Genomic DNA, 17,803 nt, shown 5'->3' on the forward strand with positions numbered 1-17,803 from the left:
TGCGCGGCTACAAGGTCGTCTGCGTCGGCGCGCTGGGGCTCGGCTTATCCACGAGGTTTTGTTCGCGGCTCTGAATCAGGCGCTGGCCTGCTAGGGCTGGCTGGCGACGGCGTCCGGCGCGACCAGGGCAAGCGTCTTGCCGTGCCGCCTCATCAGCAGGTAGTAAGTCGATAAGCCCAGCCCGCAGCCGATGAACCAATTGAAGTTGGCAAGCGTTTCCCATGAGCTGAAGGTAATGATCAGGCCAATGAGCACGGAAGGGGCCAAGGCGTAAAGGGCTTTGGGATTGACGCCGTTTTGATACCAGTAACGGCCTCCGGGCTGATTGCTGTAGAGGTCGTCGACGTGGATGACGCGATGACGGATGAGGTAGAAATCGGCAATCAGGATGCCGAACAAGGGACCGATAAAAGCGGCCAGCACGTCCAGCGTATAGTGGATGACCTGAGGGGAGTTGAACAGATTCCAGGGCGTGATGAAAATCGAGGCGAAAGCCGCGATGAAACCGCCGGTCCGCCAACTGATGTGCTTGGGGGCGACATTGGAAAAGTCGAAAGCCGCGGAAACGAAATTGGCCACGATGTTGATGCCAATCGTGGCGGTGACGAAAGTGAAGCCTCCCAGCACGGCGGCCAGCGTATTGTCGATCTTGCTGACGGTTTCGATGGGGTCGGTGATCATGCGGCCGAATACGGTCAGGGTTCCGGAGGTGATGACCACGGTGACGATGGAAAAGGCCAGGAAGTTGACCGGCAGGCCCCAGAAATTGCCGCGTTTGACCTCTTTGAACGTTTTGCCGTAACGGGAAAAATCGCCAAAGTTGAGCATGGGGCCGGAAAAATAGGAGACCACCAGGGCGGTGGCGATCGCCATCTGACCCAGGGCGAGGAGGCCCTGATGGCTGGTTTCGCTCAGCGTGGGGCTGATATTGGCGGGGCCCGCCCGCCAGACGACCCACGCCGCGAGCAGCAGCATGACGGCGTATACCGCGGGGCCGGCCCAATCGATGAATTTTCGGATGGACTCCATGCCATGCCAGAACACGATGGCCTGCAGCGTCCACATGATCATGAATCCCAGCCAGCCAAGGTAGGACAAGCCCAGCAGACTGCCGTGGGCAAGGTCTGCGAGCTGAGGGAAGAAGCGCAGCAGTATGATGTTGAGCGCGCTGGAAGCCAGGAAGGTCTGGATGCCATACCATGCCACGGCGATCAGTCCGCGGATGACGGCGGGCACGTTTGCGCCGTATACGCCGAAAGACATGCGACAGACCACGGGGTAAGGGATGCCGGCTTGTTGGCTGGGTTTGGCCACCAGGTTGCAAAATAGGTTGACCAGGCAGATGCCGATCAGCAGGGAGAGCAGAACCTGCCAGACATTGAGGCCTAGAGCGAACAGGCTGCCGGCAAACACATAGCCTCCAACGCTATGCACGTCCGACATCCAGAAGGCGAAGATGTTGTACCAGTTCCAGTTCTGCTGCTTGAGAGGTCCGAGATCTTCGTTGTATAGCCGGTCGCTATAGCGGGCGGGGTGTTGCTCTGACATAGGGTGACTCCTGGTGGGGGTGAGTCGCTCCTTTTTTGTCTACGATTTTTTTATTTTCGTATACAAAATAAAGGATGATTTACTAGGGTTTTGCAAGGCTCCATGGCTATCCATGGCATTACAAAACATCTATGCAGCAAACCACATGCCAATCCGCTGATTTTAATGATTTTTTCTTATTGAACACTGATGGCGCATTGTATTTTGCGTTTTTTGTTGTGTACAATATTATTGTGGATTGTGAACAATTTTTGTTGTTTTGATGGTCGGTGTCGTTTTGCGCCGCGGATGGGACAGGGAAAGGGAGGGGAGGGTGTCGGAGCGCAGCAAGGAGGGGGACGCGGCTTTGGACGAGGTCGGCGCCAAGGATGCGTTGGTCTACGAGCATTTGCTGACGGCCATTTACGAGGCGCAGTTGCCGCCGGGCACTAAATTGCCGGAGGATGCGCTGGCGGAGGCGTTTGGCGTCAGTCGAGCAGGGGTGCGCAAGGCCTTGCAGCGTCTGTCGATTGCGAGGCTGGTTGATTTGCGTCCGAATAGAGGGGCTTCGGTGGCGGAGCCGACGGTGCAGGAGTCGCGTGATGTTTTCGCCGCCAGAAGGTTGATCGAGTGCGGCGCTTTGCCGCTGGCCATGGCCAATTTGCGCAAGGAAGATCTGTCCGCGCTGGCGGACGCGCTGCGGCAAGAGTGCAAGGCCCAGCACGAGCAGAACCGGTCGGCGGCCATTACGTGGTCCGGCGCCTTTCATCTGCGGCTATTGTCCATCGCCGGGAATCAATTATTGACCGATATCCTGCATGAATTGATTGTGCGCAGCTCTTTGATCATTGCCCGCTACGGCGCGCCGATTGCCGGTTCATGCCGCCATGCCGATCATCAGCAGATTCTAGAACTGATGGAGAACGGACAGGCGGATGAGGCGGTGGAATGGATGCGGCGTCATCTCGACGCCGTGGAGGGCAACTGTCGGTTTGAGGAAGAGAGCGCCGGCGGGCCGGATTTGAAGGCGGTGTTGCACGGTATCGCCAAGCGGCGCAGCGGCCGATAAATGGCGTTTGCGCATGGAGCGTGCTCATGAAGATTTGCGTGATTAATCCTAATACGACCGCGGATATGACCGAGCGTATCCGTTTGGCGGCGGTGCGGGCGGCCAGGCCTGACACTTTGATTGTGGCCAGGAATCCAGAGGATGGACCGGTGTCGATCGAGTCGCATTTCGACGAGGCGGTCAGTGTGATCGGGGTGTGCGAGGAGATCAGGGAGGGCGCGCGGCAAGGCTACGACGCTTACGTGCTGGCTTGTTTTGGCGACCCCGGCTTGAACGCGGCGCGGGAACTGGCGCGCGCTCCGGTGGTGGGGATCGCGCAGGCCGCTTTTCAGATGGCGTCCTTGATCGCCACGCGTTTTTCGGTGGTCACCACATTGGGCCGAACGTGCGTGATCGCCGAGCATTTATTGCATAGCTACGGCTATGCCCATCTTTGCCGGCGGGTGCGCGCCGCCGAGGTGCCGGTGCTGGATCTGGAGCGAGAGCCCGATATCGCTTACCGGCTCATCGTCGAGGAGGCGCGCAGGGCCCGAGACGAGGATGGCGTCGGCGCCATTGTGCTGGGGTGCGCCGGGATGGCGGATCTGGCTCCCCGTATCGGAGATGCGATCGGCCTGCCGGTTGTGGAAGGAGTGGGCGCGGCGGTGGCGTTGGCGGAGTCGCTCGTCGCCCTGGGTCTGCGGACCAGCAAGACGGGCGACCTGGCTTTCCCTCCGCCAAAGCATTTTTCCGGGCGCTTCGCCGCTTTTTCGCAATAGCGCGCGGGCTCCAATGAAAACAGGGCGGCTTTGGCCGCCCTGTTGGTTTGGCGCGTCGGTTTCAGTCCGGCAGGTTCAGCGCCGCCGCGCCCTTGGCGTCGAACCAGGCCACGCCGCTGCCCAGCATCGCCTGGCCGTTGCGCACGAACAGATTGTGCGCCATCGCCTGCTTCAGCTGTTCCAGATAGGCGGGAGTGAAAATGGCGCTCCACTCGCTTTGCAGCTGGCGGGCATTGGCGATCTGGCGGCTGCCGCCCTTGTGGTTTATCCGGAGCGGAAAGTGCACGTAGCGGCTGGCCTGCTGGGCTTCGCCGGCCAAAGCGGCGCGCTGGAAGCCTTGGACTTTGGCTTCGAAGGCGGCGTCGCTTTCTTCGGTGACGTCCTGATACCAGCGGCCTTCGGAGGCCGGCGCCATGTCGCCCATGGTCAGCGCCACCGGCAGGGTCTTGGCCTTCAGCGTCCAGTCGCCGTCCAGGCCCACGCTGTTGTCGAAGCTCAGCGGCTGGCCGTCGGCGCTGCCGTTGCCTTTGAAGCGCAGCTTGAACACGCCGCCGCCCGGTTCGCTGAGTTGCAGGATCTCGCCTTGCAGCTTGCCGCGCAGCGGGATGTCCTTCAGATAGCGGCCGTAGAAGTAGTGGCCGCCGCTGAAGGTTTTGCCGTCCTTCACCAGCAGGCTCATGCCTATGCGTTCCTGTCCCAGCGTGCCTTCCAGATTGACGCGGTCGATGTCGTCGGCGGCGTGGGCGGCGCCGGCCAGGCCGGCGAGCAGGGCGGCGGCCATCAGGCCGCGGGATGCGAGTTTGAGCGCGGTCATGGGGTGTTTCTCCGTTAACGGGCGATGAGGCGTTTGCGGTAGCTGGCGCGGTCTATTTCCTGGATTTCCACGCACAATTGCACTTCCATGCCCGGCGGCAGCGCCGCGCTGTCGGCCAGCGCCTGCAGACTCAGTTCGGACAGACGCTGTTTTTCCTCGGGGCTGCGCCCGCCGAGTATGGCCAGTTTGGCGTGGACGAAGCCGCGCGGCAGATCGTGGACGCCGATGCGGCAGGCGTCCAGCGCCACGGCGCGGCTCTTGATGTCGGCTTCTTCGAAGTGGCCGCTGGCCAGCAGCGCGCGGTTGATGTCCAGCAGCGCGTCCGCGGCGGCGAAGCCGGCCAGATTGCCGCTGTACTCCAGTGTCAGATGGGGCATGTGTGAGCCTGTGGTGTTGCGCCGCCTTCCGTGTGCGCCGGGAGGGCGATGGAATGGTTGCGCGGCGGTCGATACGCCATTGTATTGCAACGGCTCAGTGTACCCAAGCCCGGGACGGGAGAACAGGGGCGCGCCCGGGGCGATCAGGGCTTTTTCGCGGTCCGGATCAGGCTTTGGATGTCTTCGGGCTGGATGATCTCGTGTTCCAGGCTGCGGCTGATCAGCTCCAGCAAATAGGTTTTCTTGAATACCGGGGAGCCTTCCCATTCGCTGCCCGGCTGTCCAAGCACGCTGGACTGGGTAATGATGGCGGGTTCGCCGTCAATCACGTCCAGCGCGAATTCATCTTCTGAAATTCTCATTTAAGCGCTTTCCTCTGCATTGCGTCGTGGCGGGCTTTTGCGTCGCGTTGATTGTTCTTATTAATATTTTTCTTCTTTTAAATTTATGGTTCGCGAGTATCTTGCGCCTGCCCCGAATGATATAGTGTTGCAAAATTATTATATTGTCTTTTTGTTTAAAAGAGTAGTGACGGAATTACAAAAGATAGTCTGATAAAAACAATATCGTTTGATGCTTGCGCCGGGTTTGGCGCTTGCGTTTAAAATGAGCGTGCATGTTTGGACGTGAAATTAAAAATGGAATCGAAACGGATTCGACTTGCATGGAGGGCTGAATGAGCAGGGCGGTGTGGAAAGAAGAGGCCGAGAATGGCGCTTTGTTGAGCAAGGCGTCGAAAAACCTGACGTGTCTGATGGGGCGCGCCGGCGTCGACGCCGCGCAATTAAGCGAGGCGATAGGCCTGGGCGTGGCGACGATCAACAATATCAAGCGCGGCGTGGGCAATCCCACCTTGCTGACCTTGATGGAGCTGGCCCGGTTTTTCGATGTCAGGCTCAGCGATTTCGTGGAGAGCGATCTGGGACGCGAGGCCGGCGACAGCCCCGCGGCCATGGCGGTGCCCTTGATCAAATTCACCGAACTGACCCTGTTTTTTGACGGAATGATTATCGAGCCGGAACGGTATTTTGTGGATGCCGCCGGTTTCGACGCCGCGGACGCGTTTGCGGTGTTGTTGAACAATGATTCGCTGTTTCCCGGTTTTTCCCAGGGCAGCGTTTTCATCGTGGCCCGGCAGGAGCGCCCGGCGGACGGCGATGTGGTCTTGGTCAGCATGGCCGGCCAGCAGCCTTGTTTCCGGCGGGTGTTCATCGACGGCGAGCATTGTCTGTTTTCAAGCATTTCCTTGATGCACGATTTGCAGCCTTTGGTGTGCCGGGATTTCAAGGTGCTTGGCGTGGCGGTCAAGGCGATTAAGACTTTTAGCGCAGGATGAAGGTGTGGAACAGTTCAGAGTTTATGGATTGATTGTGGGTTTGTCGGTGACCATCATGGTGGTCTGCGATTCGCTGGTGTACAAGACGCTGGATATTTACGGCTTGAAGATCACCGCCAGCGGCATCGTGTTTTCGCTTTGCTATCTATTGTCCACGGTATCCACCGAGGTGTACGGCTATAAGCTGGGCGGACGCACGGTGTGGATTCTGGTGGCGTGCCAGACCTTTTTCGTTCTGATCATCAATGGCTTCGCCTTGCTGCAGCCGGATAATAACGAGATTTCCAAGCAGTACTACCTCTTGTTCAACGAATTTTGGCGGGTGATGGTGGGCACCTGGATCTCGGTGCCGGCCTCTTATTTTTGCAATGGCTTCGTCGTGTCGCGGATGAAGGTTTTTTTCGCCGGCCGCTTCTTTTTCATCCGCTATGTGATCGCGTCCATGCTGGCCCAGGCGGTGCTGCTGACCACGGCCTATCCCATCAGCCTGTCGTCGCGCTATAGCGGGCAGGAACTGCTCAACATCATCGCCACCACCTGGTCTTACAAGGTGTTCGTTTCCATCGCCTTGCTGCCGGTGGGCTATTACCTGGTGGGGGTGGTGAAGCGGATAGAAAAGACCGATTACTTCGACTGGAACGTGTCCTACAACCCCCTGGCGGTGTTCAAGGAGGACGGCGAAGACGTCAAGAGAAACAAATACGCGATGGAGGAAGGACGATGAGGGCCGCGCAGATATCCGACACGCATCTGTTCGCCGAGGCCGGCGGGCAGTTGATGGGCTACGACACTTACCGCGAGTTCGACCGGGTGCTGAGCCAGCTGGAGCGGCGGCATGCGGCGGAGCTGGACGCCGTTCTGGTCACCGGGGACATTTCTCAGGATGAGAGCGCGGCTTCCTATGAGCGCTTCGCGCAGCGGCTGGAAAGAACGGGCCTGCCGGTGTACTGGCTGGCCGGCAATCACGACGCCGCGTCCTTGGCGGCCGAGGTGTTGGGCCGCTACCCTTTCATGCGGCCGCTGGAGCGCCTGGAAACGGCGGACTGGCTGTTGTTGGCGCTGGATTCGGTGCGGCCGGGCACGGACGACGGCCATATCGACGAGCGCGCCGCCGCCGCCTTCCGGCAACGGCTGGCCGGGGCGGATGCCGCCGGCAAGCGCTGCGCCGTGCTGTTGCATCATCATCCGGCGGCGGTGGGCACGCCGCTACTGGACAGCTGCATGTTGCAGGACACGGAGCGGTTTTGGGAATTGATGGCGGAGACGCCGCGCTTGCAAGTGCTGTTGTGCGGCCACGCGCATGGGGATTACCGGCTGGAGGCGCGCGGCGTGGCGCTGGAAGTCTGTCCGGCCAGCTGTTTTCAGTGGCGCAAGGGCACGGCGGCGCTGGACACCGTGGACGCGCGCGGCTACAAGCTGCTGGAGTTCGACGCGGCCGGCTTCCGCAGCCAGACCGTGATGATTTAGCGCCTGTTTTCAACGCGGTATCGCCGACGCGCAGCAGACTATGAACAGGCTCTTAGCGCGGCCGGGCCCGCCGGAGGGCCAGCACCTTGCCCGAGCCGTCCGCCGCCGGCGTGTCCTGGCGGCGGGCTTCCGCCGCCGCGCGGCTGATGTGGCCGGAGACGGCGCGGCCTTTTTGAAAACCGGTGGCGTAGGCGATCTTGCAGACTTCCTGCGGGGCCAGGCCGGCGAAATAATCGATGTTTCGACAGATGCTTTCGCCGGAAAAGGTTTCGCTATTGCCGTGCAGATGAATCCGGTATTGATTGCCGCGCAGTTCTTCCTCCACCTTGCAGCGCTTTTCTTCTTCTTTCCTATGGTTTTCCAATAGCGCGATTTTTATCAGGTCTCGCGGCCGGATGGCGGACAGGAGCTGATTGCTGGCCAGGATGTCCGCGTGGGACAGCTTGACGAAGTCGTGGCTGCCGTAAAGCTTGAACAGGTAGAGATATTCCTTGGAGTTCTTCTTGAGCATTCTGTCGCACAATACCAATTGGTAGGGCGGATTGAATACGCTGATGATCCATTTTTTTATTCGAGTCAGAAAACGAGCGCGCATCGTGCATTACCCCTGCATTTAACGCGCTCTAGTTTACCCAAAGCCGACAAAAGGCGCTCGAGGGAATGTTTTTGGAATATCCTGATCCTTATTATTTTAACGGCGCGGCGGATCCGATTTTCGGCGCAGGCGTTTGCAGCGGCAGAAACAAATCGCAGACGGCTTCGTTTTCCGCCACGTCCGGGTAGAAACGCACGCGCTGGAGAAACAGCGGGTCATCGCGCGGGGTTTCGCCGCTGGCGGGCAGCCATTCCGCGTACAGGCGGCGCGCGAGGGCGGCCAGCGCGTCGTCGGAGCCGATGTGGCGCAGCCGGGCGCAGCGTCCGGCGGGAATCAGCGCGGCGCGCACCCCTTGGCGGTTGGCGGCGATGTCGCCGTCGAAAGCGGCGCAGAGGCCGAAGCGGTAGTCCGCCGGCGCGCAGTCGTCCGGATCGGCGTACAGCAGGTTGTAGGTGGCGGCGGCGCTGGGCGGCAGGCGGTGTTCCCGCCGCCAGGCGATGAAGTCGCGCAGGCTGTCTCCCAAGAGCGCGGGGTCGCCGCGGTGTTCCAGCAGGGCGATCGGGGTGGCGGGGAAGTCGACGATGTCGACGGCGAGCGGGATTTGGCGGGATGGCATGGAACGGCTCCTCAGTTGGGATAGGGCGTGGAAGTGCTGATGCCAAGGCCGCCAGCGCGGCCGCCGCCTAAAGGCGGACGGCGTCTGGCCCGTCGCCTGCCGGAAAGCGCGGGCAAAGGCCTCCGGGCTGCGGTAGCCGCTGTCCAGCGCGATGTCCAGCACGGCGCAGCGGCGGAAGGCCAGCCGTTCTCCGGCGCGGCGCAGCCGGCAGAGCCGCACGTATTGATGCAGGCTGAGGCCGAAGCGGGCGCGGAACAGGCGGTGGAAATGGAAGCGCGAGCAGGCGGTCACCCGGCTGAGCCGTTCCAGGCTCAGGTCGGCGTCCAGATGGGCGTCGATATAGGCCAGCGCCTTGTCCAGGCGCGGGCTGGCGGTGTCGTGCTGCATGCTTTCCTCCTTGGCGCCGCCAGTCTAGCGCGGCCGCGCCGCCGCGCGCCTGACCGATCTTGCGGTGTTGTCGGACACCTTAAAGCAGCGGTTTCTGCATCGCCACGCGCCGCCTGAGGCCGTGCTCGGCCTCGGCGCGCAACAGGGCCAGCAGGAAGGGCAGGCTGTCGGCGGGGTCTAGGGTCAGGAAACCGCGTTTGTGGTAGTAGGGCGCGTTCCAGGCCGGGTGTTCGAAGGTGGTCAGCGTCAGCCGGCGCAGGCCCAGCCGGCGCGCGGCGGTTTCCGCGTGCGCGATCAGCGCCGAGCCCAGGCCCCGGCCCTGATGCTTGGGGCAGACGTCCATTTCCTGCAGGTGCAGGCTGTCGTCGTGGCGGCGCGCCAACAGGAAGCCGTGGACGCCGTCGGCGTCGGCCGCCGCCCACAGGAGGCCGGCCGCGCAGGCGGCGGCCAGTTCGTCGCGGGGCAGCGTGTCGCCGGCCAGCGCCGGCGGCAGGTCTTGCGGGTCGAAGCGGGCGGCGGCGGCGCGTTCGATTTCGGCCAGCCGGGCAAAGTCTGCCGGCGCGGCCGGACGGATGCGCGGGGCGTTCATGTCAGCGCGCCTCCCGCCACAGGCCCTGGTAGTCGCGCGGCAGGCCGTCCGGGGTGAGGCTGAGTTCGGCCTGGAACGCGCCTTGTCGCGATTCGTAGCGGTAGCCGATCTCGGACAGGCGGGTGTAGCGCTGCGACAGCGGCGCCAGGGTCAGCGCCGGGAATTGCAGCCAGGCGGCGTTCAGTTCCAGCGCCGCGCCGATCTCAAGCCGGCTGCGGCGGATGGGCAGCAGATTGGTGGCCGGGGTGAAGGCCAGGTCGATGTCGACGCAGCCTTGCACTTGCGGCTGTTCCGCGCCGTTGAGCCGCCAGCGGCCTTCGGCGTCGGTTTCCAGCCGCAGGGCGATGGCTTCCGCGCCGCGGTAGCCGTTCACCTCGACGCGACGGGTGCTCCAGTCCGGCGCGCAGTCCACCTGGTAATGCAGCAGGCAGTTGACGCCGTCTTCGACGAAGACGGCGCAGCCCTTGAGGCGCGGGCCTTGCTCGCTCTGTTCAAGCGCCGCGTAGTCGTGGCCGGAGGCGTCCAGCCGTTGCCAGACGATGGAGGAGACGAAGGTGTGGGACATGCGGCGGCCTTGCTGTTTTTATGATGGCGTATTTCACCGCATTGTCCTGTTGCTTGTCCATGGCGGGCATTGCCCGATCCGGTGTTTATGCGGCCTGGCCGGCCAGCCGCCGTTCCCGGCTATGCCACAGCAAGGTGGCCGCCAGCGCCAGCGCGGCCAAGGCGCCGCCGGCGACGAAGGTGCTGGCGCTGCCGTGGCGGTCCCACATCCAGCCGGCCAGCACGCTGGCCAGCAGCAGGCACAGGCCGCTGACCAGATTGAACAGGCCGAAGGCGGTGCCCTTCATGTCGGCCGGCGTTTCCTCCGCCACCAGCGTGGCCAGCAGGCCCTGGGTGAAGCCCAGGTGCAGCCCCCACAGGGCGATGCCGGCCAGCGTGACGGCGACGGAGCCGGACAGCGCCAGCGTGACGTCGGCCAGGATCAGGATCAGCAGGCCTATCGCCAGCAGCGCGCTCTTGCTGCAGCGGTCGGCCAGCACGCCCACCGGGTAGGCGGTGAGCGCGAAGACCAGGCTCATCACCACCATCACCAGCGGCAGCCAGCTCAGCGGCAGGCCGTGGCGCTGCGCCAGCAGCACCAGAAAGGCCTCGCTGAAGCGGGCCAGGGTGAACAGCGCGCCGATGGCGACGATCCACCAGTAACGGCCGGAAAAGCGGCGCAGCAGCGCCAGGCGCAGCGGCGAGCGGAAGGGCTTGCGTTCGCCGCCGTCCGGCTCGCGCACGCCGGCCGCCAGCATCAGCACCGCCAGCAAGGCCGGCAGGCAGGCCCACCACAGCACTTGCTGGATGTCGTCCGCCAGCCAGAACATCAGCGCGATGCCCAGCAGCGGGCCGGCGAAGGCGCCGACGGTGTCCATGGACTGGCGCAGGCCGAAACAGGCGCCGCGGATGGCCGGCGGCGCGACTTCGGCCACCAGCGCGTCGCGCGGCGCGCCGCGTATGCCCTTGCCCACGCGGTCCATCAGCCGCGCGGCCAGCACGGTTTCGGCGCTGTGAGCCAGCGGGAACAGCGGCTTGCTCAGCGCCGCCAGGCCGTAGCCCAGCAAGAGCAGGCCTTTGCGGCGGCCCCAGTAGTCGCTGATGGCGCCGGAGAACACGCGCAGGATCAGCGCGGTGGCCTGGGCCAGGCCTTCGATGACGCCCAGGGTCAGCGCGCTGACGCCCAGGGTGGAGACCAGGAAGACCGGCAGCAGCGCGTGGATGATCTCGGAGGACATGTCCATGCACAGGCTGACCAGGCCCAGGGCCCAGATGGTGGCGGGGATGCGGGGCTGCATGCGGGAGGTCTTTCTCGATGGGGGAATGCGTTCACGGCAGGCGCCACAGGCTGAGCAGCAGGCCGGCCAGCGCCGCGCCGGCTATCACCGGCATCGCCTTGACTTGTTTTTTCAGCAGCGCCCAGGCCGCCAGCGCGGCGATGGCGGCGGCGGCCCCGTCCACGCCGCCGCGCCAGCCTTGCGGCCACAGCACATGCCAGCCGAAGAACAGGGCGAGGTTGGCGATCACCCCGACCACGGCGGCGGTGACGGCGGTCAGCGGCGCGGTCAGGCGGATCTCGCCATGGCTGTGTTCGATCAGCGGGCCGCCGGCCAGGATGAAGACGAAGGAGGGCAGGAAGGTGAACCAGGTGACCAGCGCCGCGGCCAGCGCGCCGGCCAGGAACAGGTGCTCCGGGCCCAGCAGGGCTTTGGCGTAGCCGCCGACGAAGCCGACGAAGGCCACCACCATGATCAGCGGCCCCGGCGTGGTTTCGCCCAGCGCCAGGCCGTCCAGCATCTGGCCGGCGCTCAGCCAGCCGTAATGCGCCACCGCGCCCTGGTAGACATAGGGCAGCACCGCGTAGGCGCCGCCGAAGGTCAGCAGCGCGGCCTTGGTGAAGAACCAGCCCATCTGGGTGAAGCCGCCGTGCCAGCCGTAGGCGGCTGTCAGCAGCGCCATCGGCAAGGACCACAGCAGCAGGCCGGCCAGCGCCGCGCGGCCCAGCCGTAGCCAGGAGAAGCGGGCGTGCGCCGGCGGCGGGGTGTGATCGTCGATCAGCGCCGGCCCGTAATGCGCGTCCGCGCCGCCGTGGCCGCCGGCCTGGAACCAGCGCGGCCGCAGCCGGCCGGCCAGCGCGCCGATCAAGGCCGCCGCCAGCACGATCAGCGGGAAGGGGGTTTGCCACAGCGCGATGGCGCACAGCGAGGCCAGCGCCACGCCCCACAGCCAGGGCCGTTTCAGCGTGCGCGTGCCGATGCGCCAGGCCGCCTGGGCCACGATGGCGACCACCGCGGGCTTGATGCCGTAGAACAGGCCGGCGATCCAGGCCAGGTGGCCGTAGGCGATGTAGACCCAGGACAGCAGCACCAGCAGGAAGAAGGACGGCAGCACGAACAGCGCGCCGGCGGCGACGCCGCCCCAGCCGCGGTGCAGCAGCCAGCCGATATAGGTGGCCAGTTGCTGCGCTTCCGGCCCGGGCAGCAACATGCAGTAATTCAGGGCGTGCAGGAAGCGGCGTTCGGAAATCCAGCGCCGGCGCTCCACCAGCTCCTGGTGCATGATGGCGATCTGGCCGGCCGGGCCGCCGAAGCTGATTAGGCCCAGCTTGAGCCAGAAACGGAGCGCTTGCCGGAAGCCGACGGGGGCGGGCGCGGCGTCGCGGGGGCTGGGCGGCATGATCAGCTCTCCTTGGCGAACTGTTGGTAGAGCCCGTCCCAGATATGGGCGGCGGCGCTCAGCAATTGGTCGTCGTCGCTCAGCGCGGCGCGCAAGCCGGCCAGCACGGTTTCCACGCCGCTGGCTTCCGGCGGCGCCGCGCCGCCCACGTCCAGATAATGGACCAGCTCGGCCAGCCTTCGCAGCGGGGGCGCGTCCAGACCGAAGCTGGCCAGCAGCACCTCGAAGCTGACCTTGTCGCCGACATGGGTGAAGGCGGCGCCGTCGAAATCGAAGCCCAGCGCCTCCGGCGGGCAGTCGCCGGGCGCGGCCAGCCACAGGATGCGCGCCTGCGGGTCGATGAAGCGGCGGATCAGCCAGGCCGAGGCCAGCCGGTCCACCCAGGGGCGGCGGCGGGTGGCCCAGGTCCGGCCTTGGTGCTCGGCCACGGCGCGGCGCGGAATCTGCATGTCCAGACTATGGGGCTCGCCCGGCGACAATTGCAGCTGGATGGCGGTTTCCAGCTGTTGCAGCGCGGCCTGCGCCTGTTGCTGGCCGGCGCCGGGGAAAAAATCGATGGCGGCGACGCCGGCCAGGGCCTTGCTCAGCCGCCGCCATTGTTTGAGCCGCTCGGCGGCGTTGTCGGGGTCCAGCCCGCTCAGTTGTTCCTGGATGTCCTGCCGCAGCTGCTGATAGTCGGCGTCGCGCTGGAACAGCGGCGGAAAATCGCTGCCGTCCAGCGGCCGGCAGGCCAGCAGCCGCGCGACACCGCCGTGTTGTTGGATGTCGGAGGCGATGGCCTCCAATTGTTGCAGCCGGGCGTTGCTGCCGGGCAACAGGTAGGCGCCGTCGCGCAGCGCGGCGGAGCCGCAGGCTTTCAAGGCGCGCCAGGCGCGCATGCGCGCGGTGGCGTTTTCGGTGGGCAAAGAAGTGATCAGCAGCAGCCAGTCCATGATGCGCTCCATTTTTTTGTAGCGTATTCTACAATTATGTAGCGATCAATATATTTTGTCGGGCGCGAGATACAGTTGGACTCAAGCTTGGCCGGCGTGTGGTCGATAATCTAAATCGGGCTCAACAGAGACGGGAGACGAAGATGAAGCGATGGAAGCAATGGTCTGTGTGCTTGTTGGCGGCGGCGCTGGCGGCGCCGGCGCTGGCCAATCCGCCGGAAGGCAAGGGCCAGGGTCATGGCCAGGGGCAGGGCAAGCACAAGGATAAAGACAAGGACAGGGAAGCGTCGCCGGAGCGGTCGGACCGGGATTTGGTGGCGGCGGGCATCAGCGTCGCCGCCGCGCGGCGCCTGGCGCTGGATTCCGGGGTGACCGGCTATAAATCCTTGCCGCCGGGCATGCGCAAGCGCCTGGCGCGCGGCAAGCCGCTGCCGCCCGGCATCGCCAAGCAGGTCTTGCCGGCGCCCTTGCTGAGCCAGCTGCCGCGCCACCCCGGTTACGAGTGGCGGGCGGTGGGCGCGGACCTGGTGCTGGTGGCGGCCAGCGGTTTGATCGCGGATATCTTGCTGGACGTGCTGCGCTGATCCGGCCGGCTTACAAGATTTGGCGGTAGATCACCGCGTCCGCCAGCTCCGCCACCTGGTCGTACAGGCGGCGCGCGACGAGGTTGTCGCCGGCGGTGCGCCAGTACAGCATGGCGGCGCCGTCGTCGCGCGCCCGTTCCGCGGCGGCAAGCAGCAGCGCGCGGGCGACGCCGCCGCCCCGCGCCGCCGGCGCCACGTATAGATCCTGCAGATAGGCGCTGTCCTGGATCTGGATGGTGCTGCGGTGGTAGAGCAGGTGGGCGATGCCCAGCAGCGCGCCGTCTGCGACCGCGGCCAGCCCGCGCACCGGTTCCTCCGGCGCGAGCAGGCGGCGCCAGGTTTCCCGGTCCACCTCCTCGGGCAGGGCGCTGACGCCGACGCGGCCGTAGAAGGCGTTGTAGTCGCGCCATAAGGGCAGCCAGCCGGCGTGATCGCCGGCTTGCAGCGGGCGGATGGAGAAGACGGCCTCAGCCATGGCGCGCTTCCGTCTCGCCGGCGCCGGCCATGTGTTCCAGCCCGGCCAGCACTTGCAGGCTGGCGGCTTCCATCATCGCGACATGTTCCACCGCGGCCCGGCTGTCGCCGTCGGCGTGGGCGCGCAAGGCGTCCAGCGCCGCGGTGTGCACCTTGGCGTGCGGCGCTTCGATTTCGCGGAAGCCGGGCAGGTGGGAGAAGCCGGCGCGGCCCTCGCCTTCGTAATACCACTTGCCGAAGCGGCAGTGCTGATGCGAGCCGAAGTGGCCGATGTCCTCGTCCGACAGGCCGAACATCACCTGGTAGACGCGGAATTTGTAGATCAGGTGGTCCATCTTGGCCAGTTCGCAGAAACCGCGCAGCGCGGAGGCGGCGATGCTGCCCTCCATGCTGGTGGACATGTCCAGCAATTGTTTCATGGTGCCGGCGGCGGCCTCGCCGTCCTGGCTGAAACCGGCGGCTTGTTCCGCCAATTGCTCCATCTGGCTGCGGCTGCCGGCGCTGTCGCCGCGGATCTGCTCCACCAGCTTGGCGATGTCGGCGGTGGCGGTGGCGGTGCGTTCGGCCAGCTTGCGCACTTCGTCGGCCACCACGGCGAAGCCGCGGCCTTGCTCGCCGGCGCGCGCCGCTTCGATGGCGGCGTTCAGGGCCAAGAGATTGGTCTGGTCGGCGATGTCGCGGATCAGTTGCACGATGCCGCCCACCTCCTGGGCGCGGGCGTCCAGTTCCCCCACTTTTTCCGCCGCGCCCTGCGAGGCGCCGGCCAGTTTGGACAGATCGACGGCGATCTGGTCTATGGATTGGCGGCTGCGCAGCGAAATGCCCTGAGCGGCGACGGCGCGGTCTTTTTCCCGGCTCATCACGCTGGAGAGGGTGGCCAGCGACTGCTGGGTGTCGGTCATCGATTGGGCGAAGGCGGAGAGGTTGGCGATCAGTCCGTTCAGTTCCTGAACTTTGGCCTGACTGGCGGCCAGCTGGCGTTCGGCTTCATCGGCGCGGCTGCGGGTGTGTTGCAGCTCCTGGCGCATTCGCTCCGCCTCCTGGCTGAGTTGCAAGCGCTCCGCCTGCTCGCGCGCGGCCTTGTCCTTGTTCCGGAACCACATTCCATTCTCCTCTTGAAGCCGGACCGGCACAGGCAGGCGTGGCTTGCGCTTGCATGTCGCCGGGTGATTTTAAATAAACGTTTAGCATTATCCGAATGCCGTCATGAATCTGCAATCATTTGTCTTGTTTAAGTTTGATTAATTATGACAAAAATCAGACTTGACGCTTGTTGCGCCGTTTACTAAGGTATCATTTTGATACGTTAAATAAGAGGCCCTTATGCACTCCCGTTTTGATGTCTTTCGCGAACAGGCGTTGGGCCGCCAGTTGGAGGCTTTGATCGACACGCCGCAGCGTTATGTGGAATACGCGGCCTTGTCGCGCGCTGAAGTGCCGGCGATTGCGGCCATCGTCCACGATGTGCGCCAGCTGTTTCCGGAAGTGGAGGCGGACGCCAGCGCGCGCCAGTTTTGCGGCGCGATGGTGGCGGAGGTGATGCGCCGCCATTATCACGAGGTGTTGCGGCCGCGCGGCCGGGTACCGGGCGGTTATTTCACTTACGGGGTGGTGTGGACGCCTCGGCCGCAACAGTTGGACTGGGAGCAGCGGCTGGAGGCGCTGCGGGCGATGCCGGCCCAGTTGGCGGCGGCGCTGCGCGTGATTCCGGCCGCGGACTGGCGGCGGCGGCCGGACGGCATCGATTTTGCCGCGGTGGAGCATGCCTGCCATCTGCGCGATCTGGACCGGATTTTCTGCCAAAGGGTGGCAAGGGTATTGACCGAGGACATGCCGGATATTCCGTCGGTAGACGGCACTGAAATGTCGCGCGAACTGGCTTATCTGGAGCAGGACGGCTCAGCGGCCCTGGACGATTTCCTGGCCGGACGGCGACATTTGCTGACAGCGCTGGCCGGCGCCGAAGCGGCCCAGCGCGGGCGGCTATGCCTGTTTGGCGGCGAGCGGCGGATGAGTCTGGAGGATTTGGCCGAGGACATGTTGCAGCACGACCGCGCCCATTTGCTGGAGGTGGAGGAGCTGACGGCGGAGTTGGGCGGCGAGCCGGTTTGAGCGCCGGCCCGGCTCAGAGTCGGTTGACGATCTGCTGCGCGTCGGCGATACGGCGTTGAGAACGGCCCTTGTACACTCCGCTGCTTCCGCCGCAAGGCCTGGTCTCGCCTTGGCTCGCGAGATGGTAAACGCCCTCTCAGGGTTGTTGATACCAGGGGCGGCGCAGCAGCGCGGGCAGCAGGGTTTCGCGCAGTTTGCCTATCTGCTGCCACAGGCAGCGCGCCAGGGCCGGATTGTCCCGGTGCCAGCGCTTGCCCAACACCAGATAGTAGTCCTTGCGCGACAGCGGCGGCTGCAGGCGGACGATGCCGGCTTGCGGGTGGTCTTCCAGATAGCGGTCGCCGATGTGGTTCTGCGTGGCGTAGGCGGCGATGTGGCGCGCCAGCAGTTTGCGGAAGTTCATCTCGGTGTCTTTGGCGGCCTCCACCTGGGCGCCCTTGGCGCGCAGATCGTCGGCGATGGACCAGCCGGCGTTGACGCCGATGGCGCCCAGCGCCGGCAGGTTCTTGCCGTTCCAGGCCGGCGGCGCGTTTTTCAGCGCGTACAAGGAGTAGGCCAGCGTGGTCAGCCGGTAGCGCGGGTCGGGTTCCTCGCCCTGCATCGGGTAGTCGAAATAGGCTTCGCGTTCTTTGTTGTGGGAGAACATGAAGGCGGCGTCGTGCTGATCGTGCTGCATCTCGGTGAGCAGGCGCTTGCCCGGCAGCCGCGACAACTTAAGCGCGATCCGGCAGCCCTTGGCCGCCGCCTGCGCCATTTCCACCACCGCGCCGGGGTGGGGCGGCATTTGATCGCCTTCGCCGCTCATATACGGGTCCGAGGCCACCGCGCCGTAAACCATGTCCAGCGTCGCCGCCGCCGCCGGCTGCGCGGCCAGCGCCGCGATCAGCAGTCCTATCTGTTTCAAGCCCAATCCACGCATCCATCGCTATCGCCTGCGCAGAGGGTAA

21 protein-coding genes are annotated in these 17,803 nt (G+C 64.7%); 7 read left to right on the top strand and 14 right to left on the bottom strand.

Features of this window, described 5'->3' with window-relative positions; genetic code table 11:
* Positions 1 to 90: 90 nt before the first annotated feature.
* Positions 91 to 1,548, bottom strand: a complete 1,458-nt coding sequence (locus JC616_RS07490; RefSeq protein WP_227107559.1) for an NCS1 family nucleobase:cation symporter-1 — start codon at positions 1,546 to 1,548, stop codon at positions 91 to 93.
* 313 nt (positions 1,549 to 1,861) lie between these two features.
* Between JC616_RS07490 and JC616_RS07495 the strand changes: the two genes are divergently transcribed.
* Both JC616_RS07495 and JC616_RS07500 read left to right on the top strand, forming a co-directional pair.
* Positions 1,862 to 2,596, top strand: coding sequence for a GntR family transcriptional regulator (locus tag JC616_RS07495; protein WP_227107561.1), 735 nt, complete (start codon positions 1,862 to 1,864; stop codon positions 2,594 to 2,596).
* Positions 2,597 to 2,622: 26 nt separating this feature from the next.
* On the top strand, positions 2,623 to 3,354 hold the full coding sequence (locus JC616_RS07500; RefSeq protein ID WP_227107562.1) for an aspartate/glutamate racemase family protein: 732 nt from the start codon (positions 2,623 to 2,625) through the stop codon (positions 3,352 to 3,354).
* 61 nt (positions 3,355 to 3,415) lie between these two features.
* On the opposite strand, the gene JC616_RS07505 is transcribed toward JC616_RS07500, so the two are convergent.
* The 3 genes from JC616_RS07505 to JC616_RS07515 all read right to left on the bottom strand — a co-directional run bounded on the left by JC616_RS07505 (position 3,416) and on the right by JC616_RS07515 (position 4,907).
* On the bottom strand, positions 3,416 to 4,168 hold the full coding sequence (locus tag JC616_RS07505; protein WP_227107563.1) for a hypothetical protein: 753 nt from the start codon (positions 4,166 to 4,168) through the stop codon (positions 3,416 to 3,418).
* A 14-nt stretch (positions 4,169 to 4,182) separates the two neighbouring features.
* A complete protein-coding gene (locus tag JC616_RS07510) occupies positions 4,183 to 4,545 on the bottom strand; it encodes a 5-carboxymethyl-2-hydroxymuconate Delta-isomerase (RefSeq protein WP_227107564.1) in 363 nt (120 codons plus the stop codon).
* A gap of 143 nt (positions 4,546 to 4,688) precedes the next feature.
* Entirely contained in the window at positions 4,689 to 4,907 is a 219-nt protein-coding gene (locus tag JC616_RS07515) for a hypothetical protein (RefSeq protein ID WP_107800286.1), read from the bottom strand.
* A gap of 314 nt (positions 4,908 to 5,221) precedes the next feature.
* Here JC616_RS07515 and JC616_RS07520 point away from each other — a divergent pair, with 314 nt between their 5' ends.
* The 3 genes from JC616_RS07520 to JC616_RS07530 are packed head-to-tail and all read left to right on the top strand — an operon-like array spanning position 5,222 to position 7,348.
* Positions 5,222 to 5,881, top strand: coding sequence for a helix-turn-helix domain-containing protein (locus JC616_RS07520; RefSeq protein WP_107800285.1), 660 nt, complete (start codon positions 5,222 to 5,224; stop codon positions 5,879 to 5,881).
* Between the two features lie 4 nt (positions 5,882 to 5,885).
* Positions 5,886 to 6,605: a VUT family protein gene (locus JC616_RS07525; protein ID WP_199225913.1), complete on the top strand. Its 720-nt coding sequence runs from the start codon at positions 5,886 to 5,888 to the stop codon at positions 6,603 to 6,605.
* Positions 6,602 to 7,348 carry a metallophosphoesterase gene (locus JC616_RS07530; RefSeq protein ID WP_107800284.1) on the top strand — a complete coding sequence of 249 codons (747 nt, stop codon included), beginning with the start codon at positions 6,602 to 6,604 and terminating at the stop codon, positions 7,346 to 7,348. The genes JC616_RS07525 and JC616_RS07530 overlap by 4 nt, the downstream gene beginning before the upstream one ends.
* 52 nt (positions 7,349 to 7,400) lie before the next feature.
* Here JC616_RS07530 and JC616_RS07535 read toward each other — a convergent pair whose 3' ends face one another.
* The 7 genes from JC616_RS07535 to JC616_RS07565 form a co-directional block, all read right to left on the bottom strand.
* Entirely contained in the window at positions 7,401 to 7,943 is a 543-nt protein-coding gene (locus JC616_RS07535; protein ID WP_227107565.1) for a hypothetical protein, read from the bottom strand.
* Positions 7,944 to 8,034: 91 nt separating this feature from the next.
* Positions 8,035 to 8,946, bottom strand: coding sequence for an AraC family transcriptional regulator (locus JC616_RS07540; RefSeq protein ID WP_227107566.1), 912 nt, complete (start codon positions 8,944 to 8,946; stop codon positions 8,035 to 8,037).
* A gap of 79 nt (positions 8,947 to 9,025) precedes the next feature.
* Entirely contained in the window at positions 9,026 to 9,535 is a 510-nt protein-coding gene (locus tag JC616_RS07545) for a GNAT family N-acetyltransferase (RefSeq protein ID WP_227107567.1), read from the bottom strand.
* Between the two features lies 1 nt (position 9,536).
* A complete protein-coding gene (locus JC616_RS07550; protein ID WP_227107568.1) occupies positions 9,537 to 10,100 on the bottom strand; it encodes a putative glycolipid-binding domain-containing protein in 564 nt (187 codons plus the stop codon).
* Between the two features lie 85 nt (positions 10,101 to 10,185).
* Positions 10,186 to 11,376, bottom strand: coding sequence for an MFS transporter (locus JC616_RS07555; protein ID WP_227107569.1), 1,191 nt, complete (start codon positions 11,374 to 11,376; stop codon positions 10,186 to 10,188).
* A 31-nt stretch (positions 11,377 to 11,407) separates the two neighbouring features.
* Complete coding sequence (gene chrA / locus JC616_RS07560) at positions 11,408 to 12,754, bottom strand: chromate efflux transporter (protein WP_107800278.1); 1,347 nt, start codon at positions 12,752 to 12,754, stop codon at positions 11,408 to 11,410.
* Positions 12,755 to 12,756: 2 nt separating this feature from the next.
* A complete protein-coding gene (locus JC616_RS07565) occupies positions 12,757 to 13,686 on the bottom strand; it encodes a chromate resistance protein ChrB domain-containing protein (RefSeq protein ID WP_227107571.1) in 930 nt (309 codons plus the stop codon).
* Between the two features lie 143 nt (positions 13,687 to 13,829).
* On the opposite strand from JC616_RS07565, the gene JC616_RS07570 reads away from it, so the two are divergent.
* Positions 13,830 to 14,270: an anti-virulence regulator CigR family protein gene (locus JC616_RS07570; protein ID WP_227107573.1), complete on the top strand. Its 441-nt coding sequence runs from the start codon at positions 13,830 to 13,832 to the stop codon at positions 14,268 to 14,270.
* A gap of 10 nt (positions 14,271 to 14,280) precedes the next feature.
* Here the strand turns inward: JC616_RS07570 and JC616_RS07575 are convergent, their stop codons facing one another.
* Positions 14,281 to 14,745 (bottom strand): GNAT family N-acetyltransferase, encoded by a 465-nt coding sequence (locus JC616_RS07575; protein WP_227107575.1) that lies wholly within the window; start codon positions 14,743 to 14,745, stop codon positions 14,281 to 14,283.
* On the bottom strand, positions 14,738 to 15,847 hold the full coding sequence (locus JC616_RS24565) for a methyl-accepting chemotaxis protein (protein WP_319792927.1): 1,110 nt from the start codon (positions 15,845 to 15,847) through the stop codon (positions 14,738 to 14,740). The genes JC616_RS07575 and JC616_RS24565 overlap by 8 nt, the downstream gene beginning before the upstream one ends.
* A gap of 220 nt (positions 15,848 to 16,067) precedes the next feature.
* Here JC616_RS24565 and JC616_RS07590 point away from each other — a divergent pair, with 220 nt between their 5' ends.
* Complete coding sequence (locus tag JC616_RS07590; RefSeq protein ID WP_107800274.1) at positions 16,068 to 16,856, top strand: DinB family protein; 789 nt, start codon at positions 16,068 to 16,070, stop codon at positions 16,854 to 16,856.
* A 136-nt stretch (positions 16,857 to 16,992) separates the two neighbouring features.
* Here the strand turns inward: JC616_RS07590 and JC616_RS07595 are convergent, their stop codons facing one another.
* Positions 16,993 to 17,760, bottom strand: coding sequence for a type 2 periplasmic-binding domain-containing protein (locus JC616_RS07595; protein WP_227107578.1), 768 nt, complete (start codon positions 17,758 to 17,760; stop codon positions 16,993 to 16,995).
* Positions 17,761 to 17,803: the final 43 nt, after the last annotated feature.

The organism is Chromobacterium rhizoryzae, assembly GCF_020544465.1.
In the GTDB taxonomy this organism is placed as follows: domain Bacteria; phylum Pseudomonadota; class Gammaproteobacteria; order Burkholderiales; family Chromobacteriaceae; genus Chromobacterium.

Coding starts and splice junctions, on each gene's coding strand:
- JC616_RS07490 (WP_227107559.1), bottom strand. CDS start 1,548: ATGTCAGAGCAACACCCCGCCCGCTATAGCGACCGGCTATACAACGAA.
- JC616_RS07500 (WP_227107562.1), top strand. CDS start 2,623: ATGAAGATTTGCGTGATTAATCCTAATACGACCGCGGATATGACCGAG.
- JC616_RS07505 (WP_227107563.1), bottom strand. CDS start 4,168: ATGACCGCGCTCAAACTCGCATCCCGCGGCCTGATGGCCGCCGCCCTG.
- JC616_RS07510 (WP_227107564.1), bottom strand. CDS start 4,545: ATGCCCCATCTGACACTGGAGTACAGCGGCAATCTGGCCGGCTTCGCC.
- JC616_RS07515 (WP_107800286.1), bottom strand. CDS start 4,907: ATGAGAATTTCAGAAGATGAATTCGCGCTGGACGTGATTGACGGCGAA.
- JC616_RS07520 (WP_107800285.1), top strand. CDS start 5,222: ATGAGCAGGGCGGTGTGGAAAGAAGAGGCCGAGAATGGCGCTTTGTTG.
- JC616_RS07530 (WP_107800284.1), top strand. CDS start 6,602: ATGAGGGCCGCGCAGATATCCGACACGCATCTGTTCGCCGAGGCCGGC.
- JC616_RS07535 (WP_227107565.1), bottom strand. CDS start 7,943: ATGCGCGCTCGTTTTCTGACTCGAATAAAAAAATGGATCATCAGCGTA.
- JC616_RS07540 (WP_227107566.1), bottom strand. CDS start 8,946: ATGCAGCACGACACCGCCAGCCCGCGCCTGGACAAGGCGCTGGCCTAT.
- JC616_RS07545 (WP_227107567.1), bottom strand. CDS start 9,535: ATGAACGCCCCGCGCATCCGTCCGGCCGCGCCGGCAGACTTTGCCCGG.
- JC616_RS07550 (WP_227107568.1), bottom strand. CDS start 10,100: ATGTCCCACACCTTCGTCTCCTCCATCGTCTGGCAACGGCTGGACGCC.
- JC616_RS07555 (WP_227107569.1), bottom strand. CDS start 11,376: ATGCAGCCCCGCATCCCCGCCACCATCTGGGCCCTGGGCCTGGTCAGC.
- chrA (WP_107800278.1), bottom strand. CDS start 12,754: ATGCCGCCCAGCCCCCGCGACGCCGCGCCCGCCCCCGTCGGCTTCCGG.
- JC616_RS07565 (WP_227107571.1), bottom strand. CDS start 13,686: ATGGACTGGCTGCTGCTGATCACTTCTTTGCCCACCGAAAACGCCACC.
- JC616_RS07570 (WP_227107573.1), top strand. CDS start 13,830: ATGAAGCGATGGAAGCAATGGTCTGTGTGCTTGTTGGCGGCGGCGCTG.
- JC616_RS07575 (WP_227107575.1), bottom strand. CDS start 14,745: ATGGCTGAGGCCGTCTTCTCCATCCGCCCGCTGCAAGCCGGCGATCAC.
- JC616_RS24565 (WP_319792927.1), bottom strand. CDS start 15,847: ATGTGGTTCCGGAACAAGGACAAGGCCGCGCGCGAGCAGGCGGAGCGC.
- JC616_RS07590 (WP_107800274.1), top strand. CDS start 16,068: ATGCACTCCCGTTTTGATGTCTTTCGCGAACAGGCGTTGGGCCGCCAG.